The organism is Nocardia sp. NBC_00511 (assembly GCF_045161165.1).
In the GTDB taxonomy this organism is placed as follows: Bacteria; Actinomycetota; Actinomycetes; order Mycobacteriales; family Mycobacteriaceae; genus Nocardia.
The window spans coordinates 2,709,782-2,736,288 of sequence record NZ_CP107849.1 but is presented as its reverse complement, the minus strand read 5'-3'; the positions used below and the strand labels follow the sequence as shown (position 1 = coordinate 2,736,288).

25 protein-coding genes and 1 pseudogene are annotated in these 26,507 nt (G+C 69.0%); 10 read left to right on the top strand and 16 right to left on the bottom strand.

Annotated elements, in window-relative coordinates:
* Nucleotides 1-7: 7 nt before the first annotated feature.
* Nucleotides 8-640 (bottom strand): response regulator, encoded by a 633-nt coding sequence (locus tag OG300_RS13015; protein ID WP_405495540.1) that lies wholly within the window; start codon nt 638-640, stop codon nt 8-10.
* Entirely contained in the window at nt 637-2,022 is a 1,386-nt protein-coding gene (locus OG300_RS13010; protein WP_405495538.1) for a sensor histidine kinase, read from the bottom strand. The genes OG300_RS13015 and OG300_RS13010 overlap by 4 nt, the downstream gene beginning before the upstream one ends.
* Before the next feature lie 189 nt (nt 2,023-2,211).
* Between OG300_RS13010 and OG300_RS13005 the strand changes: the two genes are divergently transcribed.
* Entirely contained in the window at nt 2,212-3,747 is a 1,536-nt protein-coding gene (locus OG300_RS13005; protein ID WP_405495536.1) for a multicopper oxidase family protein, read from the top strand.
* 147 nt (nt 3,748-3,894) lie between these two features.
* On the opposite strand, the gene OG300_RS13000 is transcribed toward OG300_RS13005, so the two are convergent.
* The 3 genes and pseudogenes from OG300_RS13000 to OG300_RS12990 form a co-directional block, all read right to left on the bottom strand.
* Nucleotides 3,895-4,797: an alpha/beta fold hydrolase gene (locus tag OG300_RS13000; RefSeq protein ID WP_405495534.1), complete on the bottom strand. Its 903-nt coding sequence runs from the start codon at nt 4,795-4,797 to the stop codon at nt 3,895-3,897.
* 333 nt (nt 4,798-5,130) lie between these two features.
* On the bottom strand, nt 5,131-5,883 hold the full coding sequence (locus OG300_RS12995) for a crotonase/enoyl-CoA hydratase family protein (protein WP_405498540.1): 753 nt from the start codon (nt 5,881-5,883) through the stop codon (nt 5,131-5,133).
* A gap of 387 nt (nt 5,884-6,270) precedes the next feature.
* Nucleotides 6,271-8,415, bottom strand: a pseudogene (locus tag OG300_RS12990) (SRPBCC family protein); the annotation flags it as partial.
* A 195-nt stretch (nt 8,416-8,610) separates the two neighbouring features.
* Here OG300_RS12990 and OG300_RS12985 point away from each other — a divergent pair.
* Complete coding sequence (locus OG300_RS12985; protein WP_405495532.1) at nt 8,611-8,937, top strand: ArsR/SmtB family transcription factor; 327 nt, start codon at nt 8,611-8,613, stop codon at nt 8,935-8,937.
* On the top strand, nt 8,934-9,464 hold the full coding sequence (locus OG300_RS12980) for an SRPBCC family protein (protein ID WP_405495530.1): 531 nt from the start codon (nt 8,934-8,936) through the stop codon (nt 9,462-9,464). The genes OG300_RS12985 and OG300_RS12980 overlap by 4 nt, the downstream gene beginning before the upstream one ends.
* Here OG300_RS12980 and OG300_RS12975 read toward each other — a convergent pair.
* The 6 genes from OG300_RS12975 to OG300_RS12950 all read right to left on the bottom strand — a co-directional run bounded on the left by OG300_RS12975 (nt 9,437) and on the right by OG300_RS12950 (nt 15,249).
* On the bottom strand, nt 9,437-10,336 hold the full coding sequence (locus OG300_RS12975) for a GNAT family N-acetyltransferase (RefSeq protein ID WP_405495528.1): 900 nt from the start codon (nt 10,334-10,336) through the stop codon (nt 9,437-9,439). The genes OG300_RS12980 and OG300_RS12975 overlap by 28 nt on opposite strands.
* Before the next feature lie 301 nt (nt 10,337-10,637).
* Complete coding sequence (mshC, locus tag OG300_RS12970) at nt 10,638-11,876, bottom strand: cysteine--1-D-myo-inosityl 2-amino-2-deoxy-alpha-D-glucopyranoside ligase (RefSeq protein WP_405495526.1); 1,239 nt, start codon at nt 11,874-11,876, stop codon at nt 10,638-10,640.
* A gap of 268 nt (nt 11,877-12,144) precedes the next feature.
* A complete protein-coding gene (locus OG300_RS12965) occupies nt 12,145-12,921 on the bottom strand; it encodes an SCO1664 family protein (RefSeq protein ID WP_405495524.1) in 777 nt (258 codons plus the stop codon).
* 4 nt (nt 12,922-12,925) lie between these two features.
* Nucleotides 12,926-13,510, bottom strand: a complete 585-nt coding sequence (locus OG300_RS12960) for a DUF3090 domain-containing protein (RefSeq protein WP_405495522.1) — start codon at nt 13,508-13,510, stop codon at nt 12,926-12,928.
* Nucleotides 13,511-13,534: 24 nt separating this feature from the next.
* Nucleotides 13,535-14,269, bottom strand: coding sequence for a histidine phosphatase family protein (locus OG300_RS12955; protein WP_405495520.1), 735 nt, complete (start codon nt 14,267-14,269; stop codon nt 13,535-13,537).
* A 17-nt stretch (nt 14,270-14,286) separates the two neighbouring features.
* Nucleotides 14,287-15,249 (bottom strand): undecaprenyl-diphosphate phosphatase, encoded by a 963-nt coding sequence (locus tag OG300_RS12950; RefSeq protein ID WP_405495518.1) that lies wholly within the window; start codon nt 15,247-15,249, stop codon nt 14,287-14,289.
* A gap of 375 nt (nt 15,250-15,624) precedes the next feature.
* Here OG300_RS12950 and OG300_RS12945 point away from each other — a divergent pair, with 375 nt between their 5' ends.
* From OG300_RS12945 to OG300_RS12930, 4 genes are all read left to right on the top strand, one after another.
* The gene (locus tag OG300_RS12945; protein WP_405495516.1) at nt 15,625-16,584 is read left to right on the top strand and encodes an aldo/keto reductase; all 960 of its coding nucleotides are present in this window, start codon (nt 15,625-15,627) and stop codon (nt 16,582-16,584) included.
* A 20-nt stretch (nt 16,585-16,604) separates the two neighbouring features.
* The gene (locus tag OG300_RS12940) at nt 16,605-17,642 is read left to right on the top strand and encodes a hemin ABC transporter substrate-binding protein (RefSeq protein WP_405495514.1); all 1,038 of its coding nucleotides are present in this window, start codon (nt 16,605-16,607) and stop codon (nt 17,640-17,642) included.
* Between the two features lie 383 nt (nt 17,643-18,025).
* A complete protein-coding gene (locus OG300_RS12935; protein WP_405498539.1) occupies nt 18,026-19,000 on the top strand; it encodes a FecCD family ABC transporter permease in 975 nt (324 codons plus the stop codon).
* The gene (locus OG300_RS12930; RefSeq protein ID WP_405495512.1) at nt 18,997-19,842 is read left to right on the top strand and encodes a heme ABC transporter ATP-binding protein; all 846 of its coding nucleotides are present in this window, start codon (nt 18,997-18,999) and stop codon (nt 19,840-19,842) included. Before OG300_RS12935 ends, OG300_RS12930 begins: the two co-directional genes overlap by 4 nt.
* 38 nt (nt 19,843-19,880) lie before the next feature.
* On the opposite strand, the gene OG300_RS12925 is transcribed toward OG300_RS12930, so the two are convergent.
* From OG300_RS12925 to OG300_RS12910, 4 genes are all read right to left on the bottom strand, one after another.
* Nucleotides 19,881-20,231 carry a YrdB family protein gene (locus OG300_RS12925; RefSeq protein ID WP_405495510.1) on the bottom strand — a complete coding sequence of 117 codons (351 nt, stop codon included), beginning with the start codon at nt 20,229-20,231 and terminating at the stop codon, nt 19,881-19,883.
* Entirely contained in the window at nt 20,228-22,330 is a 2,103-nt protein-coding gene (locus OG300_RS12920; protein WP_405498538.1) for an MMPL family transporter, read from the bottom strand. The genes OG300_RS12925 and OG300_RS12920 overlap by 4 nt, the downstream gene beginning before the upstream one ends.
* The gene (locus OG300_RS12915) at nt 22,330-22,863 is read right to left on the bottom strand and encodes a hypothetical protein (protein WP_405495508.1); all 534 of its coding nucleotides are present in this window, start codon (nt 22,861-22,863) and stop codon (nt 22,330-22,332) included. The genes OG300_RS12920 and OG300_RS12915 overlap by 1 nt, the downstream gene beginning before the upstream one ends.
* Nucleotides 22,864-22,964: 101 nt before the next feature.
* A complete protein-coding gene (locus tag OG300_RS12910) occupies nt 22,965-23,315 on the bottom strand; it encodes a hypothetical protein (protein ID WP_405495506.1) in 351 nt (116 codons plus the stop codon).
* 240 nt (nt 23,316-23,555) lie between these two features.
* Between OG300_RS12910 and OG300_RS12905 the strand changes: the two genes are divergently transcribed.
* From OG300_RS12905 to OG300_RS12895, 3 genes are read left to right on the top strand one after another with little or no spacing between them, the layout of a single operon-like run.
* Nucleotides 23,556-24,575, top strand: a complete 1,020-nt coding sequence (locus OG300_RS12905; RefSeq protein WP_405495504.1) for a hypothetical protein — start codon at nt 23,556-23,558, stop codon at nt 24,573-24,575.
* Nucleotides 24,576-24,598: 23 nt separating this feature from the next.
* Nucleotides 24,599-24,835 (top strand): DUF5703 family protein, encoded by a 237-nt coding sequence (locus tag OG300_RS12900; protein WP_405495502.1) that lies wholly within the window; start codon nt 24,599-24,601, stop codon nt 24,833-24,835.
* A 5-nt stretch (nt 24,836-24,840) separates the two neighbouring features.
* Nucleotides 24,841-25,950, top strand: coding sequence for a quinone-dependent dihydroorotate dehydrogenase (locus OG300_RS12895; protein ID WP_405495500.1), 1,110 nt, complete (start codon nt 24,841-24,843; stop codon nt 25,948-25,950).
* Nucleotides 25,951-25,978: 28 nt separating this feature from the next.
* Here the strand turns inward: OG300_RS12895 and OG300_RS12890 are convergent, their stop codons facing one another.
* The gene (locus tag OG300_RS12890) at nt 25,979-26,446 is read right to left on the bottom strand and encodes a hypothetical protein (RefSeq protein WP_405495498.1); all 468 of its coding nucleotides are present in this window, start codon (nt 26,444-26,446) and stop codon (nt 25,979-25,981) included.
* Nucleotides 26,447-26,507 lie beyond the last annotated feature (61 nt).

The following is a 26,507-nucleotide window of genomic DNA, read 5'->3' as shown; positions in this document are numbered from 1 at the left end:
GGGGCCCTCAGCGGGTGGACTCGATCGCGAACACCGCCAACCGGACACGGTTGTCGGTGCCGGTCTTGTCCATCAACTGCGCCAGATGCTTCTTGACCGTGCTCACCCCCAGATGCAGGCGCTCGGCGATCTCCTGATTGCCGAACCCGTCACCGACGAGAGCCAGCACCTCGCGTTCACGTGGGGTGAGTTCGACTGCGGGCGGGCGGGATCGGTTCGGGGTGGTGATCGCGCGATCCACCAGCCGCCGCAACAGGGACGGGGAGAACAACAGTTCGCCGTCCATGGTGCGGCGCATCGCCTCCACCAGCTGCTGCGGGTCGGTGTCCTTGACCAGGTAGCCGCTGGCTCCGGCGGCCAGGGCGGGATACAGGTGTTCGTCGTCGTCGAAGGTGGTCAACACCAGCACCTTCGAGGCGGATCCGGCCGCCAGGATCTGCCGGGTCGCCTCCACCCCGTCCATGCCGGGCATGCGCAGATCCATCAGCACCAGATCCGGGGACAACGCCGCGGCCGCGCGCACCGCCGCCACCCCGTCGGCGGCCTCCCCCACCACCTCGACATCGGCCGTCGCCTCCACCAACATCCGCAACCCGGCACGCACCAGCCGCTGATCGTCGACCAGCAAAACCCGGATCATGACGGCCTCCTGACGGGATACGACACCGGGTGATCCTCGCATTCGCCAAGTGGCACAACCGGTTGCGACAGTGCGGGATCGGGTGATGGCATCGGCGAGGTGCTCGAGTACTGGACCGGATCGTGGCCTGGTGGTGTAGGTACGGCGGCGGGCGGTACGGGAATCGGTGCCGCACCGTCGGTGTGCACGGTCGTCACCGGGGGTGTGGTCGCGGCCCGACGGTGTTCGGTGTGGACTTCCGGTCTCGCCGAGGGGAGGTCGGCCGGAAGCCGTGCCTCGACAACCCAATCGCGGCCGTGCGCGGTGGCGGTGACCGTGCCGCCCGCGAGATGGGCGCGCTCGCGCATCCCGACGACACCGTGGCCCGCCCGCGTGCTCGCACCCGGGGCGACGGTGTTGGTGATGCGGAGGGTGACGCCGGAACTGTTGTGTGCCAGCAGGATCGGGACCGGGTGGGTGCGGTCGGCGTACTTCATGACATTGGTCAGCGACTCCTGCACCAGACGCAGCAAGGTCAGGCGGCCGATCGCGTCGAGGCCCTCGAGGTCGGGGGCGATATCGGCGTGCACGGTGAAACCGCCCTGGCGCACGCGATCCACCGCACTGAGGATCTCCGCGCGCACCACCTGCGCGTCCAGTATTGGGACCGCGCCGAGGGCCGGATCACGCAGGGCGGCCAGTAGGCGGCGGATATCGGTGAGCGCACCGGAGGCGGTGTCGCCGACATCGTCGAAGACCTCGCGCACGCGCGGGTCGGGGTCGGTGAGCACCTGACGGGCGACCTTGACGCGCAACACGATCGAGGCCATATGGTGCGCGACCAAGTCGTGCAATTCGCGGGCCAGGGCGATGCGTTCCTCGGTGCGGGCACGCGTGTCGGCGTCGGCGGCGCGCGCCCGCAGGCTCGCGGTGAGTTGGCGTTGCCCACGCAGATACAAGCCCAGCAGCAGTGGCAGTCCGACATAGGCGCACGCCTCGACCAGGGTCGCGCCGCGCCAGAACGTCGGCGAATGTCCACCCCAGTGTCCGACTATCCACGCCAGCGCCCAGGCTGCGGTCGCGATCACCGTTGCCCGTGGCCCACGACGTGTCACCGCCTCCACCAACGCGACCGCGCCCAGATACGGCACCAGCTCCGAGGGGCCCCACGCTTCGATCACGAACAGCGGCAGTGCCAGTGCCGAGATCGTCAGCGACAGTTCGAACGGGTAGCGGCCGCCGACCGCGAACAGCACGGTGGTCGCGACAGCAAGCAGCCAGTAAACGATCGGGACCCGGTATTCGCCCGGGAACGTGCTCGCCGCCAGCAGTGCCGGGGTCAGCACCAGCGGCAGCACGCGCGCGGCTTTCCAGCGGTCGGCGGGAACACGGAGGTCGATCACGGTTCCCACGGTAGAGACTCGCGACAGGCGTCGCCGCAGGTGGGTCGCGGATAGCACAGAGGTTGCCCGGCCACAAGGGTCCGCAGGACCCGACCGACGGTCCGAAGGCGAACCCGTGGGAGGGGGTGCGGTGCTCGCGCGCCGATCAGGCTGGGAAGCGACCATATTCGACCCGAGGAGCCCTCCCCCGTGATCTCGCGCCGCCGCCTGCTCGCCACCGCCGCCGCCCTGCCCCTGGCGCTGAGCGCCGGCGCCGCCTGCGCACGCCCGACGACACGCACCGCCACGGGTGCGACCCGGGCGCTGCCTATCCCGCCTTTGGCCGCAGGAGCCCTCGGCGCGGACGGAGTGCGGCGCTTCACCCTGACCGCGCAAACCGGCAACAGCGAGATCAAACCCGGAATCTCCACTCCCACATGGGGATACAACGGTTCGATGCTGGGGCCGACACTGCGGGCGCGGCGCGGGGAAACCGTCGAGGTCCACGTGCGCAACACGCTGCCCGAAGCCACCAGCGTGCACTGGCACGGCATGCACGTACCCGCCGCCAGCGACGGCGGACCACACCAGATGATCGCGCCGGGCGGGGAATGGACGCCCTTGTGGCGCATCGAGCAGCCCGCCGCCACCCTCTGGTATCACCCGCACCCGCACGGCGTGACCGAAGCCCACGTCTACCGCGGCCTGGCCGGACTGTTCGTGCTCGACGACGACACCAGCGCCACGCTCGGCCTGCCCGGCGACTACGGCCGCGACGACATCCCCCTCGTCATCCAGGACCGCCGCTTCACCGCCGACGGGCACCTCGACGAAACCCTGCCCAGCAGTTACGGATTGCTCGGCGACACCCTCATCGTCAACGGCGCGACCGCCGCCCACCATCAGCTGCCCGGCCGCCGCGCGCGCCTGCGCCTGCTCAACGGCTCCTCGAGCCGAGTGCTCAACCTCGGCTTCGCCGACAATCGCGAGTTCGCACTCATCGCCACCGACGGCGGGCTGCTGAGCGGTCCCGTCCCGCTGCGACGCATCCAACTCAGCCCCGGCGAACGCGCCGACATCGTCGTCGACCTCGCCGCCGCCGAAAACCTCACCCTGCGTGCCTTTCCCGTCGACCTGCGCGCCGGCATCGACCGCCCCGAACGTTTCGGCTTCGACGACACCTTCGAGGTCCTGACCTTGCGCGCGGCCACCACCGCCGATCCGGCACCCGCCCTGTCCGCCGTCCTGACCGTCATCGAACCGCTCGCCGCCACACTGCCGGTCACCCGCACCTTCGACCTCAAATGGTTCAAGATCAACGGCGCGGGCATGGACATGAACCGCATCGATCTGACCATCCCCACCGGAGCCACCGAGGTCTGGCAGGTCCGCAACCTCGAGGACTGGCCCCACAACTTCCATGTCCACGACGTCCAATTCCAGATCCGCAGCATCGACGCCACCCCGCCACCGGCGGCCTTGTCGGGCTGGAAGGACACCGTCTACACCGAACCCTCCCGCACCTACGAACTCGCCATGCGCTTCACCGGACCCGCCGACCCCGCCCACCCGTACATGTACCACTGCCACCTGCTGCACCATGAGGACAAAGGCATGATGGGCCAATTCCTCATCCTCGACCCCGGCCAGCAACCCACCTTCACCCCGACACCTATGGCAGACATGCACGACATGCCGCAAATGGGTGACATGCCCGGCATGGGATCCGGCCCGCACGGCCACTGAACCCGCACACGACCGTCACTCCGACACCGCACCGATTCGATGAACGGTGCGCCGCAGCGCCACTCGCGGACCGGTGCATCATCGGGCAGGCGAGACCCCGTGGCGATCTGTGCGGTGACCGGATAGGTGCGAGCGCCGAGCGTGTTCTCACTGCGCGTCGTGTACGGCCTTCAGGTGTGAAACGAGCTGTGCGGCGACCTCATTGGGGCGTTCGGCCTGTAGGAAGTGCCCGCAGTCGGCTAGCTGCGCGTGCTGCACGCCCGCATGCTGTGCCAGCACCCGCTGCAGATCCGGGGACATGCAGCCGTCGCGCAGTCCGGCCAACGCCAGTGTCGGTAGCGGCGGCGGGGTCGCCATCACGGTGCGCGAGAATTCGCGAGTCGCGCTGCGCTGCACCGTGAACAGTGAGCGGTAGTAGCGGGTCGCCGCCCAGCCGCAGTCGATGTCCGCGAAAACGGCGGCGGTAGGCGCGAACTCGGCCTCGGAGAACTCCCAACCCGGCGACCAGCGCCGCCACAGGGCGCGCACGAACGCCGCGTCGTTGCGAGCCAGCAGCCGAGGCGAGAACCCCGACTGCATCACCGGGATATAGGACGACAGCAGCGCCTGCCGGGGCAGATAGCGCACGAGACCGGGCGCGAACCCGCCACCGAACGGGGGAATCGCCAGCAGCGCCAGCGAATCCCAGCGCCCCGGCTGCTGTTTCGCCGCGATCATCGACGCGAACGCACCCCAGTCGTGCCCGACCAGATGGGTGTGCCGTGCGGCGAGCAGCTCCTGCCAGGCCGAGACATCCCCGGCCACAGCCATCAGGTCATAGCGTGCACTCCGGGACGCCGAACCCGGGGTGTATCCGCGCAGCCACGGAGTGAGCACCTGAAACCCGGCCGCCACCAACAGGGGTGCGACCCCGTCCCAGGTATGCGGGGTGTCGGGGAACCCGTGTAGCGCGATCACCAACGGCGCATCGGCGCGACCGTAATGCAACGCCGACAACTCCAGGCCATCTCGGCGCATCGTGAGCGTGCGGACATCGGGAGCAACAGGCATCGGGACTCACTTTCCGACGGTGGCCGACAGACCACCTCACAACATGTTCTTGCCGAACGAGATACGAGCTCACCGCGCCGCAGTCCCGAGCAGACCCGGCCGGGCGGTAGCGAATTCGAAAGATCCAGTGACCCGAGTTCGGCGCGTATGCGACCAGGGGCCCGGTGCGAGCGATTCCCGGGGCTTGCCTGAGCAACCCACTCGCACCCGGCCGCGACTCAGCGAGCAGGGCACGGCCCATGAATTCGGCGCGGGCTCGCATACCGCGCAGGCCTCCCGGACACCACGCGCGCGCCACAGCACGCGGGCGGTGTCCGATCGCATCACTGCGCGCTACCTGCCCTGCCAGACTGCGGGGCGTTTCTCGACGAAGGCCCGCATGCCCTCGCCCGCGTCCAAGGAGGTGAGTGCGGCCGCGGCAACCTGGCCCTGCTTGTCGAACGCTTCGGCGACCGACCAATCCGGGGCCTGCTCGATGATCTGCTTGCTGGCATCGATACTCAGCGGGGCATTCACGGCGATGCGTTCAGCCAGTGCCAGTGCGGTTTCCAGCGCATGGCCGGGAGCCGCGACCTCGTTGATCAGCCCGATCTCGGCGGCACGGGTCGCGCTGATCGGATCACCGGTCAACGCCAACTCCATCGCCAGCGCCCGCGGTAGCCGCTGCGACAGGCGCAGCACACCGCCACCGACCGCGACCAGACCGCGTTTGACCTCGGGGATACCGAAGGTCGAATCGCTCGCGGCGACAATCAGATCCGCAGTCAACGCCAGCTCACAGCCACCCGCCAACGCCGGACCCTCCACCGCGGCGATCAACGGTTTACGCGGCGGCTGCGACACGATGCCGAGAATGCCGCGCTTCTCCGTCACCGGCACCTCACCACGCGCGGCGGCCTTGAGATCCATTCCCGCACTGAAATAGCCACCCGCACCCGTCAACACCGCGATGCGGGCATTCGGATCGGCCTCGTAAGCGTCGATCGCACGCTCCAACCCCAACGCCGTAGCCAGATTGATCGCATTGCGCGCCTGCGGCCGATTGATCGTGATGATCATGACGTGACCGCGACGCTCGATCAGCACCGGAGCCGCAGGCGGCGCAGGCAACTCCACCCGCGCGACACCGGCCGCGCTCAATGCCTGATCGCCCACGACATCGGAGGCCTCCAGATCGAGTGTTTCCGCATCGGTCGACGTAAGCGCTTCGGCGACAACCCCACCCTCGTGCACCTCACCGGCCTGGGGTGTATCGGTTGCCTCGGTTGCCTCGGTTGCCTCGGTTGCCTCGGAGGTCGCGGAGGTCGCGGACTGCTCCGGCGTGGATGTTGTGGGTTTACCCCCCGACGTTGTCACCGCGGCTGCTGTCGCGTCCGAAGGCGTGGGCAGTTCGGCGGCAGGTGCGGCCGTGGTCTCCGAGACAGCGCTCGACGGTGCGGAAACGGCTGCGGGGATGAGGGAATCAGTGGTGACGGTGACCGGGACACCCAGCCAGTCTTCGACGGTGAGGGCCGAGAGCAGGGCAGGGTCGGTGCTGCGCAGCACCACTCGCTCACCCTTCGGGGTCAGCAGGCTGACGATCGCCGCCTCCGGGGTGTTGGTGCGGTCGTACGGGAGGGTGTAGGCCTCCACCACCGCCTCACCCTCGTAACCGGTGCGGGCCGGGCGAGTGGGGGGATGCTCGATGACCGGAGTGAGATGGCGGTAGGGGGCGCTGGGCGGGGTGGCGGAGTAGACGCCGACCGCGTGCTTGGTCAGATACCAGCCCAGAGAGGTTGCCAGACCGAAGGATTCGGGGTCCTCACGCAGCCGCGCCACCAGGGTGGCGACCGCGTGGCCGCCATAGTTGTTGCCGGGGCCGCCACCGAAGGTGAGGCCGCCGGTCACCGTCAACGGGCGCTTCGGGTCGTCGGCGGGCAGACCGAGCTCACGGGCGGCGATCTGCACCGCGACCGGGAAGCAGGCGTACAGGTCGACGTGGGTGAGGTCCTCGGCGGTGATACCGGTGTGGTCGAAGACCGCCGCGCCCAGGGCCCGAATGGCCGGGGAAGCGGCCAGTTCGGTGCGTTCGGTGACGAACCAGTCGTCGGTGCCCGAGGCGCCCGCGTGCAGGAACACCCACTTGTCCTGCGGGATCCCGGCGGCTTCCGCGGCGGCGGCACTGGTCACGATGATGCCCGAGGCCATATCGACGGTCAGATTGGCGCATTCGAGTTTGGTGTACGGCGCGGAGATCATGCGGTTGGCTTCCGAGACCGTGGCAATCTCGGCGGCCGAGAACTCCTGCGGCTGCCACGCATTCGGGTTCGCCGCCGCCACCGCCGAGAACCGCGACCACAGCTCCGAGACCGCGGCGGCGTGCTCGGCGAGGGTGCGGCCCAGACGGTGACGGTTGGCAGACTCCAGCAGCGCGTACATGTTGATCGGGGCTTGCAACCCGGCCGCGGACTCCGCGGCATTGTTGGCGGGCTTGTCGATACCGACGGTGCGCGTGGGTCGCAGTACGCTGTTCTGCACCGGCCACTGCACGTCGATGCCCGAACGCTGCGCCAATGCCTGCGTGGCACCGGCTTCCGCGCCCGTCACCAGCACCACCTCGTAGTCACCGGCGGCGATCGCGGCGGCGGCCTCATTGAGCAGCAACTGGCCGCCGTCACCACCGAAGGGGCTCGACTGCACCGTATCGGCGTCGCGCGCACCCACTTCCGAAGCCACCAGCGCACCGAGATCGCGGTACTGCCACGACGTGGGCGCCACCGAGAACACCGCGTCCGCGCGCGCCAGCAGCGCGTCCCCGGCGCCGGAATCGAGGGCCGCGGCGCGCAACGCGCGCACCGCCAAGGTCGCTGGATCCACATACGCCGGATCGGGGGTGCGATCCACGACCTGCCCGACACCCACCAGCACCGGGGTCGTCGGCGCCAACACGACGCCGGAAGCCCGGTGCCGCACCGCCTTCGGGGCGGCCTTGCCCGGCACGGTGCGGGCCGCGCCGATCGCGGCGGGCAGGCTCGCCAGCGAATCACGCAGCGAATCACCCAGGCCGCGCGCCACTGTCGCACCCAGCGGGCCCTCGATCGGCTGCCCGGCCAACCCGGCATCCAGATAGACACGTGAGCCGGAACCGTTGGGGGCGACCGTGATCCACAACCCCAGCGTCAAACCCTGCGGGCCAGTACCGCGCAACGCCAGCCCGCCGTCGCCGACCTCGGTGACCATCCAGCGCAGATCCGCGGGAATCCCCATGAATTTCGCGATCTGCGTGAACTCCACACCCAGCGCGGCCGGACCCGGCGGGTCCCCACGCCAGCCGGTGTGGAAACCCACCCACTCCGGAAGCCGTTGCAGCTGCACCAGATACGCCAGCACCGACGCCGGGGCCAGGTCGAGATCCTCTTCGGCGTGCGCGCTACGCGGATACGCCGACAAACCTTCGGGCAGTACTCGATCGGTGGCGTCGGGCAGCACCGGGTCGGGGGTGTGACCGGCGAATCCCGCGATCAGCTCACGCACGATACGCGGATCGCGGCGCACACTGCCCAGCAGTTGACCCCCGGCCCGCAACTGCGCGCGCACGTTGCCGTCCCTGTCGAGCGCACTGCGCCCCTGCTCGACCATTGCCCGGAAACGTCCCAGACCCGGCACCATCGTCACGGTCAAACCTCCTCGATGAGGGTTCACAACACCAACCGAACCTCACGCTATCGGCCGGTCATGGCCCACGGGAAGGGCGACAGCGGGTTCGCACCCCAAGAATCCCGATTCACTACTGCACCTTCCCGCCTACGCTGCGTAAGCGTAGACTTACGGTTCGTGGGGACTTACCCAAGCGCCGCTCTGGACGCCCTCGGCGATCCGACCCGGCGCGCCATCTTCGAACGCCTCGGCCGCGCGCCCGCCGCCGTCGGTGAACTCGCCGCCGAACTACCCGTCTCGCGCCCGGCGGTCTCCCAGCACCTCAAGGTCCTCAAGCAGGCCGGACTCGTGCGTGACGAAGCCATCGGCACTCGCCGCGTCTACCACCTCGACCCCGACGGCATCGACGCCCTGCGCGCGTACTTCACCCAGTTCTGGTCGACAGCCCTGTCGGCGTTCCGCGACGAGATCAATAGCCACGACAGCACCCGGGAGCAGCCATGACCCAACCCAGCGACCACACGACGCCCGACAGCACGAACACCGATGACGCCGTGCGCCTCGAGATCACCGTCGACGCACCGATCGACACCGCCTTCACCGTGTTCACCACCGGCATCAACAGTTGGTGGCCGCGCGAACACCACATCGGCTCCGGCACTTTCGACGAGGCCGTGGTGGAACCTCGGGTCGGCGGGCGACTGCTCACCCGGGAGACCGACGGCACCGAATGCCCGTGGGGCACCGTGCTGGTGTGGCAACCACCGACCCACTTCGCGTTCTCCTGGGACATCGCCCTGGACTGGACCGCCGAAACCGATCCGCAGCGCAGCAGCCGCGTCGAGGTCACCTTCACCGCCCTCGACGACACCCACACGCGGGTCACCCTCGTGCACTGCGACTTCGACAAGCACGGGCCCGGCTGGCAATCCATGCGCACCGCGGTCGCCTCCGACGGCGGCTGGCCCGCCCTGCAGGACAACTACGCCAAAGCCGCCGCCGCTCAGAGCACCCGGGTGAACCACACCTGATCACGCACCGGCACCCCATCGACCTCGAGGCCGTCGCGGTACCCGGCCTCAGGGGTGAACACATCCGCCACCACCCGTGTCATGCGGAATCCGCAGCGTTGATAGAACCGTAGATTGCCGATATCGGCCGTCGCGGTGGCTACTTCCACCCGGCGCACACCGGCCGTCGCGGCGGCATCAACGACCTGTTCGATGAGCCGCCGTCCGATCCCGGAACCCCGAAACGGTTGCGCCACCGCCGTATTGAGGATCTCCCAGACCGATCCGTCACCGGTCGCGGCGGCCTGGGCGTGGCCGAGGACCGACCCGTCGCCGTCGCGCGCCACCCACACGCGCCCGCGTTCGAGATACCCGGCCAGCGCCGATTCGGAATCCTCGGCCAGCCGAAACGACCACGCGATCTCCGCGCGCGCCCCGGAGAACTCCTCGAAACGCACATTCCCCAGATACGGGCCGTCGGTGGCGATCGGCGGTACGAAGATCACCATCCAGCCGTCGGGATCCAGCACCGCGAACGCCCCCAACGCCACCCAGTACGGATTGTCCGGAACCACCTCGGACACACCGTGATCGGCCAGCCGCTTACGAACCCCGCTCTCGCCCTCGCGCAAATACAGCACCAGCGCATCCTCGGGATCGGGAACCCGTGTCGGCGTCTCATCCTCGAGCCGCACCAACTCCAATTGCGCCGAGGCATCCGGCAACCCGAACACGAACCCGCTGTACTCGGCGTGATCGGCGAACGCGAACAACTGCGATAGCCCCACCACCTCGCGATAGAACCCCGCACACTCGAGCAACCGGTCGGTGGCCCGCGCGAACCGCGCCGCACTCAACGCCACCGCCGCGGATTCACTCTCGGAAACTCCCACTACGACTCCTCACCCACGCCCGACAACACCGTGCTCCAGGATGCCCGCCTCCACGCCATCGCTCCACGGAAATTCATGGTTCGCACCCCGCCGACCCGCGCGAGCGGCCGTCGTCAGTGTCGATATTGATGAGTGGATGGCAGGTTCTGACGATTCGCGCGACCACATCCGCCGTCTCATCGGCTGTGCTCAGCGACTTCCAGCAGCAGTAGCGGCACGCTGCGAGCAGAGGCCCGCGAGAAACTGGTGAAACAGCATCGGGCCGCACCGAATGCACGATGCGGCCCGATGAGCGAAGAAATCAGAGCTCGATGCCGAGCAGAGCGTCGACCGCGTCACGGATCAGGCCCGGCGCGGTGGTGTCCGGGCCGTCGTAGGTGAGCGCCTGCTGAACCCACGCGTCCACGGCCGCAATCGCTTTGGGGGTGTCGAGGTCATCGGCCAGGTGCTGACGCAGCCGCGCCACGGTGTCGGTGGCGTCCGGGGCGGAGGTCAGGGCGGCCGCTTCACGCCAGCGCGCCAGCCGCGAGAGCGCTTCGGCCAGAACAGCATCCGACCATTCGCGATCGGCACGGTAGTGACCGGCGAACAAGCCCAGGCGGATCGCGGCCGGGTCGGTGCCCGCACGCCGCAGCGTCGAGACGAACACCAGATTGCCGCGCGACTTCGACATCTTCTCGCCATCGAGGCCGATCAACCCCGCGTGCACATAGTGCCGCGCGAAACGACGGCCCTTGACCAGGGCTTCGGCGTGCGCGGAAGAGTATTCGTGGTGCGGGTAGATCAGATCCGAGCCGCCACCCTGGATATCGAACTCGGTGCCGATGCGGTTGAACGCGATCGCCGAACACTCGATGTGCCAGCCGGGACGGCCCGCCCCGAACGGTGCCGGCCACGACGGTTCACCCGCACGTTCGGCACGCCACAGCAGCGCGTCGATCGGGTCGCGTTTGCCCGCGCGGTCCGGGTCGCCGCCGCGTTCGGCGAACAACCGTTCCATGGTGGCGCGGTCGTAGCCGGACTCGTAGCCGAACTGCTCGGTCGCGTCGTGACGGAAGTAGACATCCGGGTACTGCGGGTCCTCGACGATGTAGGCCGCACCCGAAGCGAGGAGCTTGTCGACGAGGTCCACGACCTCCTGCACCGATTCGATGGCGCCGATGTAGTCGCGCGGCGGGATCACCCGCAGCGCGGCCATGTCCTCGCGGAACAGGTTGATCTCGCGGGTGCCCAGTTCACGCCAGTCGATGCCGTCGCGGGCGGCACGCTCGAACAGCGGATCGTCGACGTCGGTGGTGTTCTGCACGTAGTGCACGTCGTGCCCGGCGTCGCGCCAGATCCGGTTGACCAAATCGAAGCTGAGGTAGGTGGCGGCGTGCCCGAGGTGGGTGGCGTCGTAGGGGGTGATGCCACAGACGTACATCGTCGCCGTCGCACCCGGGGTGACCGGGCGCACCTGCTTGTCGGCGGTGTCGAACAAACGCAACGCTGGTCCGGATCCGGGGACGGTCGGGACAGCGGTATCGGACCAGGACTGCATGGATCGAGGTTAACGCCGCGATCGCGGGCCGCCCGCGCCACCCCCGCCCCGACGTGGCGCACCGCACTCACCCGAACCGGCCGACCAGGACTCTAGTCCGGCGCGCAGGCATGTCAACGGTTGCAATCAGGAGAAACCGAACGTCGCGCCCCCACAAGCGTTCCCGCACGCCACGACGCGGCGCTGTTGGTGGCGCGAGCGTAGCAGGGGATGCGCTACGCCCCGGCGGCGAGGGGCTGGACCACTCGCGGCCGCGGCGGCGTCGAATTCAGAACGCGGGCCAGGGAATCGGACGCTGCGAGCTCGGCAACGGCATCACCGGATGATCCAGCAGGGCACGCGCACGCGCGCCCAGCGCCTCGATCTCGGCGTCGGTGATCAACTCCGCCAGCCGCTCACCGAGCTCACCGGGCAGCGCCTTCACCAAAACCGTGATGTCGGTGAGCAATTCGTCGGCGATCGGCTCCCCGGCCCACCCCCACAGCACGGTGCGCAGCTTCGGCTCGGTGTGCAGACAGATCCCGTGATCGACCCCGTAGACGCGCCCGTCGAGACCGTCGAGGGCATGCCCGCCCTTGCGGTCGGCATTGTTGATCAGCACATCCAGCACCGCCATGCGATGCAGGCGCGGATCCTCGGCGTGGATCAGCGACACCGGATGCCCCGCGGGATCCAAGGCGCGCAACACCTCCCGAAACCCCTCGGGCACCTGCCCGGCCGGGCACAGATCCACCAGATCCGGGCCGTCACCGTCCTCGACGGTCTCGATCCAGCGCTGCACCATGCCCGGACCCAAAGGCCCGTCACGCAACACGGTTTCGGGGATCACCTCCCAGCCCAGCGCCGCGCACACCTGATAGGAGGCCACCTCACGCCCGGCCAGGGTGCCGTCCGGGAAATCCCACAGCGGGCGTTCCCCGCGAATCGGCTTGTAGACCACCCGCAGGTCGGCACCGTCGGCCTCGCAGACCAGGGTGATATTGCTGGCGGTGGTGACCTGCCCGATGACCGTCAGATCCGCGGTACGCAGCGGGTCGGCGGACATCGCCTCACTCCTCGAGATCGGTGGCGCCGAAGATCTCGCCACGCTTGTAGCCGTTGGTGCGCACACACATGTGCCCGGCCGCCGAGAGCGGCTCCCCGCACAGCGGACACGGTGGCCGCCCCGCCGCGATCACCCGGGTCGACCGTAGGGCGAACTCCCGCGCCTGGATCGGGGTCAAAAACACCCGCACCGCGTCGGGACCCTCCTCGGTGTCATCGAGCACCACCGATTCGTCGACCTCGGTCTCGGTGATCGCCAGCAACTCCACCACGACCGCGTTCGCGTCGGCATCCCAGCCCAAACCCATGGTGCCGACCCGGAATTCGGCATCGATCGGGACGATCAACGGCGCCACATCGGCGACCTCGGCGGCCTGTGGCGGCACCGTGGTGCCGAAGCGGCGCGCCACCTCGTCGAGCAACAGACCCATCCGATCGGCCAGCACCTTCACCTGCTGCTTCTCGAGCAGCACGCTGATCACCCGCGGCTCCTGCACCGCCTGCAGGTAGAAAGCGCGGTCGCCCGGCTCGCCGACGGTGCCGGCGATGAAACGATCGGGGGTGCGGAAGATATGGATTGCACGGCTCATGGCACCTCCTGACAGCTCGTCACACTATGAATCGGGGCGTTCCGCGTCCCCATTACCCGTACTCCCGGTGGTACCCGTTTCGCCGCCGGGCACCGGCCCGGTACGCGATTCGCCGCCGGTTCGCGGTGAAATCGCCGCCAAACCAGAGAGATCCGGTCCGGTGTCGTTCACTCGCCACACGTACGGGGCGGTCGGGGTGTATCGGACGACGCTCAGCGACGCCGGTTCCACCACGATCCGCTGGAAACCATCGAGATGAATGCCGAACGCGTCCGCGATCACCGACTTGATGACATCGCCGTGCGTGCACGCCACCCACAACACATCGGTACCATGCCGCTGCGCGAACTGACGATCTCGTTCGCGGATAGCGGAAACCGCGCGAAACTGTACCTGCGCCAAGCCTTCCCCCGAGGGGAATACCGCCGCCGAGGCGTGGCGCTGCACGACCTTCCACAGCGGTTCGGTCACCAGGTCGGCCAGTGCCTTGCCGGTCCAGTCGCCGTAATCGACCTCGAGTAGTCGTTCGTCGGGTTCGGGTTCCAGACCGAGTTTGTCGGCCAGCGGGGCGACGGTGCGCTGGCAGCGCAGCAGCGGCGAGCACACGATGTGCTCGATGGGCAGCGACCCCAGCCTCGAGACCAGCCCCTGGGCCTGCTCACGGCCCCGGTCGGTCAGATCGACGCCCGCGCTGCGGCCGGCCAGGGTGCGAGCGGTATTCGACGTGGACACGCCGTGCCGCAACAGGATCACCGTCACCGGCACAGCCTACTGGCTCAGGTCGCCGACACGACTCCGGCGGTCAGCAGTCCCAGCATCGTCACACCCAGCACGATGCGATAGCCGACGAACCAATCCAGCGAGTGCCGCGTCACGAACTTCAACAGCCACGCCACCGACGCGTACCCGACGCCGAAGGAGATCAACGTCGCCACCAACAGTTGCGGACCCGACGCGTTGAGGCCCTCACCGGCGGGTTCGAAGGCGTCGGGCAGGCTGAACAGGCCCGAGGCCAGCACCGCGGGAATCGCGAGCAGGAACGAGAAGCGCACGGCCGCCGCGCGTGTCAGCCCACAGAACAGGCCCGCCGAACTCGTCGCACCCGAGCGGGACACGCCGGGAATCAGCGCCAGGCACTGCGCCAGACCCATGATCAGGCCATCGCGTGTGGTGAGCAGCTCGATGGGACGCTGGCGGGTACCGAAACGTTTGCCCGAGTAGTACTCCGCGGCCGCGATCACCAGCGCGAACACGATCAGCATGATCGAGATCAGCCACAGATTGCGTGCGCCGGTACGGATTTGGTCCTTGAACAACAGGCCCAGCACACCGATCGGGACGGTGGCGATGATCACATACCAGCCGACCCGGTAGTCCAGCAGCCGCTGCGTATCGGGATCCGGGCCGTGCGCGAAGGAACCGTCGGCGTTCACCACCGGCAGCTGCGTGGTCGGACGTTCGCTCAGGGGCACCGAATCCCGTTGCGGCGCGGCCACCTTCGACCACATCGTGGTGCACCAGGCCACCAGGATGCGCCAGATGTCCTTGGCGAAATACACCAGCACCGCCGCCTCGGTACCCAGTTGGGTGACCGCGGTGAAGGAGGCGCCCGCGTCGTCACCGAAGAACACCGCCGACACGATCCGCAGGTGCGCGGAGGAGGAGATCGGCAGGAATTCGGTCAAACCCTGCACCAGGCCCAGTATCAGCGCCTGCACCCACGTCATCGACTCGCCCACACATCCTCCAGTCTCGAATCCTCGCCCACCGGTGGACAATTCGCCCAGACCGGGTACCGCTCGCCGAGCCCGTGCCACGCTGCCGCCGCAACACGGCAGCGACCCTACCGGGCACCCGCGGTAAATCGGACATTTATCGGCGGACCTGCGACGACATCACGACAAAATGGGCGAAACGCCGACGTGGCGGAGGACGGCGCGCGCGAATCCGCCACGGGCGGCGCGAAGTTGGCCCGCGCCACCCGCTACAGCCGTGAATCCTGACCCGTCCGACACGAATTCAGCCCGACCCGCCGACACCGCCGCGGGCCGTAGCCGGGCAGATGCGACAGGTGCGCCTAGGCTGACGCGTGTGACGAAAGTGCAAGCGCGGTGATGGAACAGCGGACCGTCGGCCGCAGCGGACTGCGAGTCTCCCGGCTGGGACTGGCCACCCACACCTGGGGCAGAGAAACCGACGCCGACGACGCCGCGGCGCAACTGGTCGCCTTCGCCGAAGCCGGCGGCACCCTCGTGGACACCTCACCCGCCTACGGTGACGGCGCCGCCCAGCGCATCCTCGGCCAACTCGTGCGCGAAGTCGGCCGCGACGACCTGGTGCTGTCCGGAACCGCCGGGCACACACCGGTACTCGCCGACGCCGCCTCCCCGGCCCCGGCGCCACTGCGCTGGAAAGTCGACGCCTCCCGGCGCACCATGATGCGCCAACTCGACACCACCCTGACGCTGCTGGGCACCGACCACCTCGACCTGTGGTCGATCAGCGCCTGGGACCCGCACACCCCCCTCGAGGAGATCGCCGACACCCTGCGCTGGGCGGTGCGCACGGGACGCGTGCGCTACGCCGGAGCCCGCGGCTTCGACGGCTGGCAGCTGGCCACCCTCGCCGCGGCCGCGCCCCTGACCGCCACCCAGATCCCGTACTCGCTATTGGCACGCTCGGTCGAACACGAATTCGTGCCCGCCGCACAGCATCACGGCATCGGCGTCGTCGCCACCGCACCTCTGGCGGGAGGCATCCTCACCGGCAAATACCGCCACGGCGTACCCGCGGACTCCCGCGGCGCCGACGAGGCCACCGCCGCGGAGATCATCGCCGGACTCGACGACCGCGCCACCCGCGTCGTGGACGCCGTGCTGACGGCCGCCGACGGACTGGGCACCTCACCCTTGGCGGTGGCGCTGGCCTGGATCCGCGATCAACCCGGCGTCGCCTCGATGCTGGTGGGAGCCCGCGATATCGGGCAGCTCACCGGGATCCTGGCCGCCGAAACCCTCGAGCTGCCACGCGCCATCGCCGCAGCACTCGGAGACGTGAGCGCACGCACAGAATGAGCCAGGCTAGCCTTGCCTGCATGAGGTGTCTCGTGAGTGCCCGAACCGCCGCCCGCCCGCTGCTGATCATGCTGGTGGGACTCGGCCTGGTCGCGGGCCTCACCGCCTGCGGGTCGAGCACCACCACCAGCAGCAGCGTGCACGGACCCGTCACCGCCGACGTCGGCAACCTCGACCCGGTGCCCGTCGGCGCCGAACCCACCCCGGTCCTGCCCGCCACCGTCAAATCCTTCGACGGCAGCAACGTCACCATCACCGATGCCAGCCGCATCATCGCCGCCGACCGCTACGGCACCCTCGCCCAGACCGTCGTCGCCCTCGGACTGCGCTCGAAACTGGTGGGCCGCTCCAACTCCGCGGCCTTCCCCGCCGTCAAGGACCTGCCCACCGTCTCGAGCGGCGGCGGCACGTTGAGCGTGGAATCGGTTGCGGCACTGCGGCCCACGGTGTTCCTCACCGACACCACCGCCGTCACCCCCGCGCTGCGCGATCAACTCGGGGCACTGGGCATCACGGTCGTCTACTTCGACCCGCAACGCACCATGGCCGGCGTCGTCCCGCAGATCCAGGCCGTCGCCGCCGCCCTCGGCGTCCCCGACGCGGGCAAAGCGTTGGCGCAGCGCACCAATGACGAGATCACCGCGGCCACCAACTCGGTACCCGAACAGCACGCCAAACCCAAGATCGCGTTCCTGTACCTGCGCAGCACCGCCATCACCATGATCGCCGGACCCGGCTCCGGCGCCGACTCGCTCATCGCGGCCATCGGCGGCATCGACGCCGGCACCGCCTCGGGCATCACCCAGGACTTCCTGCCCATCACCAGCGAAGCCATGATCGCCGCCGCCCCCGACGCGTTTCTGCTCATGAGCGACGGGCTGGCCTCCGTCGGCGGCATCGACGGCCTCGAGAAGATCCCGGGCGTCGCGCAGACCCCCGCCGGAAAAGACCGCCGCGTCGTCGACATGTCCGACGCTGTGCTGCTGTCCTTCGGCCCCAACACCGGCCGCGTCGTCGCCGCCCTCGTCAAGGCCCTCTACGGCCCGACCACCGCATGACCGACCCGATCCACCCCGCACGAACGGCTGCCCCACACCAGAATTCGACATCTGGGGCAGCGACCGGCCACCGCGATGAGCGAGCAGACGCCGGAGCCGCAGCGTCGCCCGCCGAATCCGGTACCGCCGCAGCACACTCCACGCGAACCGTGTCGACCGGCACCGCCTCGAACTCCGCCACCGCACCGGCGGTCGAGGGCAGCGCCGAGCGCGACACCCTCGCCGCCGCGAGCGGATCGTCCGCGAAAGCCGTTGCCGCGCAGACCGTGGCGGCCGCCGAGACAGCCGAGCCCGGCCACGACACCGGCACGGCACGCCCGCGACGCTGGTCGCGCACCGCGCTGATCTTCGCCGGCGCACTGGCCGCACTGGTCGTGCTGGCCATGATCTCCGCGGCCATCGGACAGGTGCCCACCAGCCCGGCCGAAGTGGCGGGCAGCGTGTTTCACCGCATGGGCCTGGACTGGGGGCCGATGCCCAAACACCCCGCCGGATACGTGACGCTGTGGGAAGTGCGCTTCCCGCGCGTCGTGCTCGCCATGCTCGTCGGGGCCGCACTCGCCACCGCCGGAGCCCTGCTGCAGGGCGTGTTCGCCAACCCGCTGGCCGAACCCGGCGTCATCGGCGTCTCGGCCGGAGCCGCGGTCGGCGCGGGCACCGTGATCGTGGTCGGTGGCGCGTTCGCGGCGGCCTGGTCGGTGGCGGCGGGCGCGTTCGTCGCCGGACTGGCCACCACGCTGCTGGTGTATCTGCTCTCGCGTTCCAACGGGCGCACCGAAGTGGTGACGTTGATCCTCACCGGTGTCGCCATCAACGCCTTCGCCGGTGGCCTGATCTCGTTCCTGCTGTTCAAGGCGTCCCCGGCCGCGCGCGATCAGATCGTGTTCTGGCAGATGGGTTCCCTCAACGGCGCCACCTGGCAGGCGGTCAACGTGGTGTGGCCACTGGCCCTGATCGGCATCCTCGCCGCGATCTGGATGGCGCCACGCCTGGACCTGCTGGCCCTCGGGGAATCCGCGGCCCGGCATCTGGGCGTGAACGTGGAACGGTTGCGGCGCAACACCATTGTCGTGGTCGCCGTGCTGGCCACCGCGGGCGTGTCGTTCACCGGGATCATCCTGTTCGTCGGACTGATCGTGCCGCACCTGGTGCGCATGGTCGTCGGCCCCGGACACCGCGTGCTGATCCCGCTCTCGGCGATCGTCGGCGCGCTCGTGCTGGTCGCCGCCGACATCGGTGCGCGCGCCCTGGTGCACAACGCCGACCTGCCACTGGGCATGATCACCTCGCTGGTGGGTGGGCCGTTCTTCTTCTGGCTGCTGCGACGCACCCGGTCGCGATCGGGAGGCTGGGCATGAGCGGCCTGCGCGACACCCTGGCAACGGTTTTCGGCCACAACCAGCACCTGCCACCACCCGCCGAACCCGGCACCGTCACCCTGCGCGCCCGCGACGTCAGCGCCGAACGCGGCGGACGCGGCGTCCTCGACGGTGTCGACTTCCAGGTCATCGCCGGGCAGATCGTGGCCCTCGTCGGCCCCAACGGCGCGGGCAAATCCACGCTGCTGGCCGCCCTCGCCGGAGAACTCGACCTCACCGGCGGCAGCATCGAACTCGACGGACACGCCCTCAGCCACTGGACCCACCTCGACATGGCACGCCGACGCGCGGTCCTGCCGCAATCGCACACCGTCGGATTCCCGTTCAGCGCGCGCGAAGTCGTCGCCATGGGCCGCTCCCCGTGGGCGCGCACCCCACGCCAGGACCACGACGAGACCCACATCGCCACCGCCATGGCCGCCACCGACGTCACCCGCTTCGCCACCCGCCCGTTCCCGGCCCTCTCCGGCGGTGAACGCGCCCGCGTCGCACTGGCCCGGGTACTCGCCCAGGACACCGCGACACTGCTGCTCGACGAACCCACGGCCGCACTCGATCTCGGGCACCAGGAACAGGTACTGCGCCTGGCACGCGAACGCGCCAGTGCCGGAGCGGCAGTGGTGGTGGTGCTGCACGATCTCGGTGTCGCCGCCGCCTACGCCGACCGCGTCGCCGTCCTGGAAGACGGGCGCATCGCCGCCGACGGGCCGCCGCGAGACATCCTCACCACCGAACTGCTCACCCGCGTCTACCAGCATCCCGTGGACGTGTTCGACCATCCGGTGACCGGCGCGCAACTGGTGCTACCACTGCGCGGTTGAACGAGCCGTGCAGGCGAATGTGTCTGCACGGCAGGTGTTCAGAGTTCCTGCTGACCCCAGGCCAGCCGCAGCGCACCGTTGACCAGCCAGATCACGAACAACACGATCCCGGCCACCGGCGTCCACGCGAACCCCAGCAGCACCGCCGCGGCCCCGAACCACAGCACCTCCAACAGGATTCGCTTCCAGCCCTTCAGCGGGATCCGCGCGTCCTTGGCCGCCCCGAACACCGCCCACACCGTCACGAACACCGCCACCGCGATGATCGCCGCCAGAATCCGCACTATCACCGGCGTGGACAGGTGCAACCCCCACGCGATCGCCGAACCCAGCACACACAGTTCCAGCAGGAACATGACCAGCAGGTTCGCGCCCTTGAGCACGTTCATCGCCACACCAACTTCAATACCGCAGGAGTCAACAGCATGCGGATCACCGTGGCGTCCAACACCAGCGCGGCGATCATGCCGTAGGCAATGTATTTCATCAACACCAGATCCGAGAACCCGAACGCCCCGGTCACCACGATGAGAATCGCTGCCGCGGAAGTGATCACGCCACCGGTGTGCGCGATGCCGTAGCGGATCGCCTCCGGCGCGTCGGCACCCGCCGCCCGCGCCTCGGCCATTCGTGATTGCAGGAACACCTCATAGTCGGTCGACAGACCGAACAGCACCGTCACGATCAACACCAGCACCGCGAACATCAGCGGGCCCGGCGTGAAATCGAACAGACCCGCCCCGTGCCCCTCCACGAACACCCACGTCAGAACCCCCAGTGTCGCACCGAGACTCAACGCGCTCATCGCGACCGCCTTGATCGCCAGCACCAGCGACCGGAACGCCAGATACATCAACCCGACCGCCGCCACGATCAGAATCAACGCCAGCAACGGCAGACCCTTGATCAAGCCCTGGATGCTGTCGCGCTCCAGCGCGGGCACCCCGGCCACCATCACCTTCACCCCGTCCGGGGCGGGAATCGCGCGCAGTTCCGCCATCACATGATCGGCGTCACGCTTGTCCTTCAGGCCGCTGGCCAGCACCGTCACCTGATCCTTGGTCGGTGCGGCCGGATCGAACGGCCCGGTCATCTGCGCGGCGGTCACCTGGTTGGCGGCGTAGCGGATATCGGAGAGCTGCTGCGGATTCGCGCCCACCACAACCAGTTTCAACGGATCGGTGCGGAACTGCGGGAACATCCGGTCGAAGTCCTGCTGCGCCACCCGCGCCGGATTGTCCGACGCCAGATAGCGTTCGCTCAAACCACCGAACTCGATATGGCGAAACGGCAGGATCAACGTCAGCAGCACCAGCACCACCGGCACGATCACCCGCCACGGCTTGGCCATCGCGAACAACGCCAGCCGCGAGAAGAACCCGGCATCGACCTGCTCGGCGGTGCGGATACTGGCCAGCCGATGCCAGCCCCACAGATCGATACGCTCGCCCACGATCGACAACGTCGCCGGCAACGCCGTCACCGACAGCACCGCCGCCAGCAGCACCGAGGAAATGCCTCCGAGGGGCACCGAACGCAGCACCCCGTTGGGGTAGATGAACAACGCGCCCAGACTCACCGCGATGATCGCCGCCGAGAACAACACCGTGCGCCCCGCGGTGGCCACCGTGCGCGCGCTCGCCTCCTCGACACTGCGCCCCGCCGCCAACTCCTCACGAAACCGTGTCACCGCGAACAAGCCGTAGTCGATGGCCAGCCCGAGACTCACCAAAGTGACCACCGCCGAAGCGAATACGTTGACCTGCAGATAGTTGGTGAGCAGCCGCATGATGCCCTGACTGCCCAGAATCGTCATCCCGCCGATCAGCACCGGCAGCAGCGCACCCACCACCCCGCCGAACACGAAATACAGCAGGATCGCCACCAGCGGCAACGCGATCAACTCGGCGCGATGAATGTCCTCCTGCATGCCGGTGTTGATGCCCTCGACCACCGGCTGCATCCCCGCCAACTGCACCGTGGTGCCACCCGGGCCGGAACCCGGTGCGCCCGCGTGCAATTGGGACTTGATCGCCATGTAGTTGTTGACCGTGTCGGTGCCGCCCTCACCGCGCAACCCGATACTGGCGAAGGCGTGCGTGCGCGAAGCGTCGGCGAACTGACCCATCAGCGCGCCGTCGAAATACGAGTCGATCTTGAGGATGCGGTCGGGATTGTCGGTGCGCAGCCGCGTCAACTCCGCGGCGACCGCACCGCGCACCTGCTCGTCATCGAGGGTGGCGCCCGGTGGGGCGGTGTAGACGGCGATCAGATCGGCGTCGGTGTCACGCCCGAAGGTCGAGTCCGCCAGCTTGGAGGCCGCCACCGACTGGCTCGACTCGTCGAACCAGCCCTCCTGCGTGAGATGGGCACCCAGATCGCGTCCGTAGAACCCCGACACCGCGACGGTCACCACGAATATCGCGAACACCGCATACCGGAAGCGGTGGATCAGACGCCCCCACCGCAGGGATCCGGCCTCGAGCATCAGCCGCAGGCCGCGGTCTTGTAGTCGGCCGAGCGCAGAATCCCGCACAGGTCGGTGCGCGAGATCTTCCAGTGCCCGTCCTGATCCACGAAATGCACCACCGTGGTGCGCACATTGCTGCCCGAACCATCCTTGTCCAGGCTCAACGTCGCGGTCAGGGTGCCGTCGTGATTGTCGAAGACGGGATCGCGCACCCCGTAGACGGCGTGCGGATTGTCCTGCAGCGCTTTGTACATATCGGGGATGGCGTCCTTGAACGCCTGGCCGTCCTCGATGAGCGCGGTGCGTTCGCTGTCGGGCAGATTCGGGTCCAGGGCGGACTTGATCTGCGCGTCCAGCTGCGCGGCGGTCGGGATCGGCGGCCGGTTGGCGCTGCTCGAGGCCACCACCGCCGAGGACGCGCTCAACGCCGCGTAGGCCGAGGAGCGGGCCGCGGCCACCGAGGACTCGTCGTCGGAGCTCCCGCACGCGGCGACGCTCGTGGCGAGCACGGTGAACAGGAGCGCGGCGGCGGCCGGTCGTCGAAGTCGCATCAACATCCTCGGGTCCTCGAACTGCGGTTGTGTGCCGACAGTCTGTCATGCGGTGCGCGCCAGCAGGATTCCTGTGTCACAGACACCCGAGTTCGGGTCCCTCAGATGCCGTCGATGACCGCGCTCAACCGGCCCAGCAGCGCACGCACGGTCGTCGCCTCGCGCGGCTGTGTCGCCGCGACCGCGGCCGGGATCAGATCGCGCACCAGCGCCACCACGCTGCGTTCGTCGTCGAGATCGATATCGGTGACCCGCGCGACCGCCACCGCTTCGACATCCTCGGGGCCTGGTACCGCGGCATCGAGGTCGGGGCGATAGATCTCCAAGGTGAGTGTCGCGCGGTTGGTGCGGAAGGCGAAGGAGCGCCCGTCGGCGGTGACACCGAACCCGTGCGCGTAACGACCCACGGTGACGTCTTCGACGGTGAAGCCCGGAAGGTGGTCGGCTGCCAACAGATCTCCCTGATAAACGCGCTGTGCTTCCACGGTAACCGCCACCGCCGACAGCGATGACGAACACCCATGTCACATCATGCAAACGTGCACGGGATGCAACCCGGAGTACCCCGCCGCCGCACCCGCAATCTCGCCGCCACGCGGGCGCGAACACCCCCGCCTACCGGGCATACCGGCCCGCCATGGTCAGATTGGAGAGCACGCATGATTTCGTCGGTCAGTTAAGGAGTTCGCTGCATGCGCCGTCGCGGCTGGATCCGGTCGGCCCTGGTGGGCGCGGCCGCGGTCACCCTACTGGCCGGGTGTTCCTCCCAGGAGAACAACTCCGACAACGTCACCCGGGAACCGGCCGCCCCCGCCGCCGCCCCCGCTCTCACCGCCACCCCCGCCGGGCAGGTCAGCCCCAGCACCGCGATCACCGCACTGATCAGCGAACCGGCCACCGGCAAGGTGGCCGCCGCCACCACCGTCGACGGCAAAGCGGTGCTGCGCCTGCTCGACCCGGCCACCGGCAAATCCAGCGATATCGCGCTGCCCGCCGCACCCGCCTCGCTGAGCCTGGGCAAGCCCGGGGAGATCCTGGCCGCCGAACCCGCCACGGTACTGCGCGTGGACGCCGCCAGCGGCGCGATCACCCCGATCAAGGTCGACGGGGACGTGCACGCGGTCGCGCTGCGCGCCGACGGCTCCCTGGTCATCGGACTGGCCAACGGCAAGGTATTGCTCACCGACGCCGAAGGTGCTGTGCGCCACACCATTACGGGCCTGTCGTCCGCGGACGCCATCGACGCCTCCGACGATCAGGTGGTGGTGCTCGACCGCCGCCAGACCTCCATCACCCAGCTCGACCTGCGCGACAACAAGCTCGGGCTGTCGCTGCGCACCGGCGACGGCGCCACCTCCATGATCGGCGACCACTTCGGCCGCCGCCTCGTCGCCGACACCGCCGGAGCCGAACTGCTGGTCTACACCGCCGAACCCTTGGTCCTGCACCAGCGTTTCCCGGTAGGCTTTTCGCCCTACGCACTCGCCTACGATCAGCGGTCCGAGACCGCGTGGGTGACGCTGACAGGCAGTAACGAAGTCGTCGGCTTCGACCTGTCGACGGGTATACCGGTAGAGGTGGGGCGCTACCCGACGGTGCGCCAGCCCAACGCGGTGACCATCGACAGCCGCACCGGTGACATGTTCGTGGGATCCGCGACCGGCGACGGTCTGCAGCGGATCGGCGCGGACCAGCGGAAGAGAGGGCAATGATGGCTCGGGCCTCGGCGCACCGCATGCGCACTTCACCGCCAGGCTGGGAGGAATCCAGCGACGACGAATGGGAATACGTGCCGCTGCGGCTACCGCCCGGCGTCACCCGCGTCAGCGCCACCCTGCGCCTGTCCATCCACGCCGAATACGGCGGCTGGGAACTCTCGCGCGTACGCGCCTACACCGACGGCAGTCGTCGAGTGTTGTTGCGCCGCCGCAAGACTCCGCAACTATCCCCGACACCCGAGGCGGTGATGTAACCCGTATGGCCCCGCGAAAAAGTCCGGGCGAGCGACTCTACGCTCTGCTTTTGAAGGTGATGTTCCTGCTCCCGCCGGAGCGCATCCACCACCTGGCCTTCGCCGCCATGACCCTGGCCACCCGGTTCACCCCGGGTCGCCGGGCGTCGAGCGCCCTGCTCGTGGCCGACGACCCGATCCTGCGCACCCGCGTGTTCGGCGTGGATTTCCCCGCGCCTCTGGGTCTGGCCGCCGGCTTCGACAAGAACGCCGACGGCGTCGACGCGTGGGGCCCCCTCGGGTTCGGCTACGCCGAGATCGGCACCGTCACCGCAGCGGCGCAGCCGGGTAACCCCGCGCCGCGACTGTTCCGGCTGCCGGCCGATCGCGCCCTGATCAACCGTATGGGCTTCAACAACTTCGGTGCCGCCGCCGCGGCCGATCACCTCGCGCGCCGCCTGCCCGGTGGCGTGCCGATCGGGGCGAACATCGGCAAGACCAAGGTCGTCGAACCCGAGGACGCCGCAGACGATTACGCGATCAGCGCCAAACTGCTGGGCCCGCTGGCCGACTTCATGGTCGTCAACGTCAGCTCGCCCAACACCCCGGGCCTGCGTGACCTGCAGGCGGTCACCTCGCTGCGGCCCATCCTGCAGGCGGTGCAGCAATCGGTGAGCGTGCCGGTGCTGGTCAAGATCGCCCCGGATCTGTCCGACGAGGATATCGACGCCGTCGCCGACCTCGCCGTCGAGCTGGGCCTGGCCGGAATCGTGGCCACCAACACCACCATTCGCCGCGACGGCCTGGCCACCCCCGCGGCCACCGTGGAACCGATCGGGGCGGGCGGGCTGTCGGGTCCGCCGGTGGCCGACCGCTCCCTCGAGGTGCTGCGCCGCCTCTACGCCCGCGTCGGTGATCAGTTGACGCTGATCTCGGCGGGCGGCATCGAAACCGCCGACCAGGCCTTCGAACGCGTGCTGGCCGGGGCCTCGCTGCTGCAGGGCTACACCGGGTTCATTTACGGTGGTCCGTTCTGGGCCAAGCGCATTCATCGCGGCCTGGCCGCGAAACTGCGTGCGCACGGCTACACGAATCTGGCCGAGGCGGTCGGCGCGGAGCACAAGACCCGCGCCTGACCGGCTGTCGCACTCGGCGCCGCGCAGCTCAACCCCACCGATGCCGGGTGCGCGCCCCCACCGGCGCCGGTCGCGCGATCCCGCGCACCCGGCCCTCGAACAGGGCGGCGCTGATCCCGAAATCGAGTGCGCCGTGCTCGGATTCGGTGCCGGACGCCAGGTCTCGGCCGGGCTCGCCGTCCGCGCTGGCGGCGACGGTGGTGCTGTGCAGGCGTTCGGCCAGCCGTTGCGCCAGCAGGATCACCGCGCGTTCGACCCCGATGCCGATGCGCGCGGCCAGCGTCGCGGCGCTGCTGTGCGCGCCCTCGTCGAAGACGGCGTCCGGATCGGAGAGCACTTCATCCAATTCCATTCCCGCGTACGCCTGTTCGCGGGTCAGTGGCCGCCGCGGCAGCCAGCTCAACCGCCACACCCCCGTGCCAGTACCCGGTACCCGGAACGCGTATTCCGGGCTCAGGTCGCTGGTCATCTCCCGGGCGGTGATGTCGATCGTCACAAGGTCCTCCCTCGGGTCGTGCACGCGCGCCGCGGGATCTCCGCGCCTGCGCGCCGAACGG

Excerpts from the sequence above, each read along its gene's own strand:
- OG300_RS13015 (WP_405495540.1), bottom strand. The coding sequence starts at position 640 with ATGATCCGGGTTTTGCTGGTCGACGATCAGCGGCTGGTGCGTGCCGGG.
- OG300_RS12945 (WP_405495516.1), top strand. The coding sequence starts at position 15,625 with ATGGAACAGCGGACCGTCGGCCGCAGCGGACTGCGAGTCTCCCGGCTG.
- OG300_RS12915 (WP_405495508.1), bottom strand. The coding sequence starts at position 22,863 with ATGCGACTTCGACGACCGGCCGCCGCCGCGCTCCTGTTCACCGTGCTC.
- OG300_RS12900 (WP_405495502.1), top strand. The coding sequence starts at position 24,599 with ATGCGCACTTCACCGCCAGGCTGGGAGGAATCCAGCGACGACGAATGG.
- mshC (WP_405495526.1), bottom strand. The coding sequence starts at position 11,876 with ATGCAGTCCTGGTCCGATACCGCTGTCCCGACCGTCCCCGGATCCGGA.
- OG300_RS12925 (WP_405495510.1), bottom strand. The coding sequence starts at position 20,231 with ATGAACGTGCTCAAGGGCGCGAACCTGCTGGTCATGTTCCTGCTGGAA.
- OG300_RS12895 (WP_405495500.1), top strand. The coding sequence starts at position 24,841 with ATGGCCCCGCGAAAAAGTCCGGGCGAGCGACTCTACGCTCTGCTTTTG.
- OG300_RS12920 (WP_405498538.1), bottom strand. The coding sequence starts at position 22,330 with ATGCTCGAGGCCGGATCCCTGCGGTGGGGGCGTCTGATCCACCGCTTC.
- OG300_RS13000 (WP_405495534.1), bottom strand. The coding sequence starts at position 4,797 with ATGCCTGTTGCTCCCGATGTCCGCACGCTCACGATGCGCCGAGATGGC.
- OG300_RS12935 (WP_405498539.1), top strand. The coding sequence starts at position 18,026 with ATGATCTCCGCGGCCATCGGACAGGTGCCCACCAGCCCGGCCGAAGTG.
- OG300_RS12960 (WP_405495522.1), bottom strand. The coding sequence starts at position 13,510 with ATGAGCCGTGCAATCCATATCTTCCGCACCCCCGATCGTTTCATCGCC.
- OG300_RS12905 (WP_405495504.1), top strand. The coding sequence starts at position 23,556 with ATGCGCCGTCGCGGCTGGATCCGGTCGGCCCTGGTGGGCGCGGCCGCG.
- OG300_RS12965 (WP_405495524.1), bottom strand. The coding sequence starts at position 12,921 with ATGTCCGCCGACCCGCTGCGTACCGCGGATCTGACGGTCATCGGGCAG.
- OG300_RS12930 (WP_405495512.1), top strand. The coding sequence starts at position 18,997 with ATGAGCGGCCTGCGCGACACCCTGGCAACGGTTTTCGGCCACAACCAG.
- OG300_RS12980 (WP_405495530.1), top strand. The coding sequence starts at position 8,934 with ATGACCCAACCCAGCGACCACACGACGCCCGACAGCACGAACACCGAT.
- OG300_RS12940 (WP_405495514.1), top strand. The coding sequence starts at position 16,605 with ATGAGGTGTCTCGTGAGTGCCCGAACCGCCGCCCGCCCGCTGCTGATC.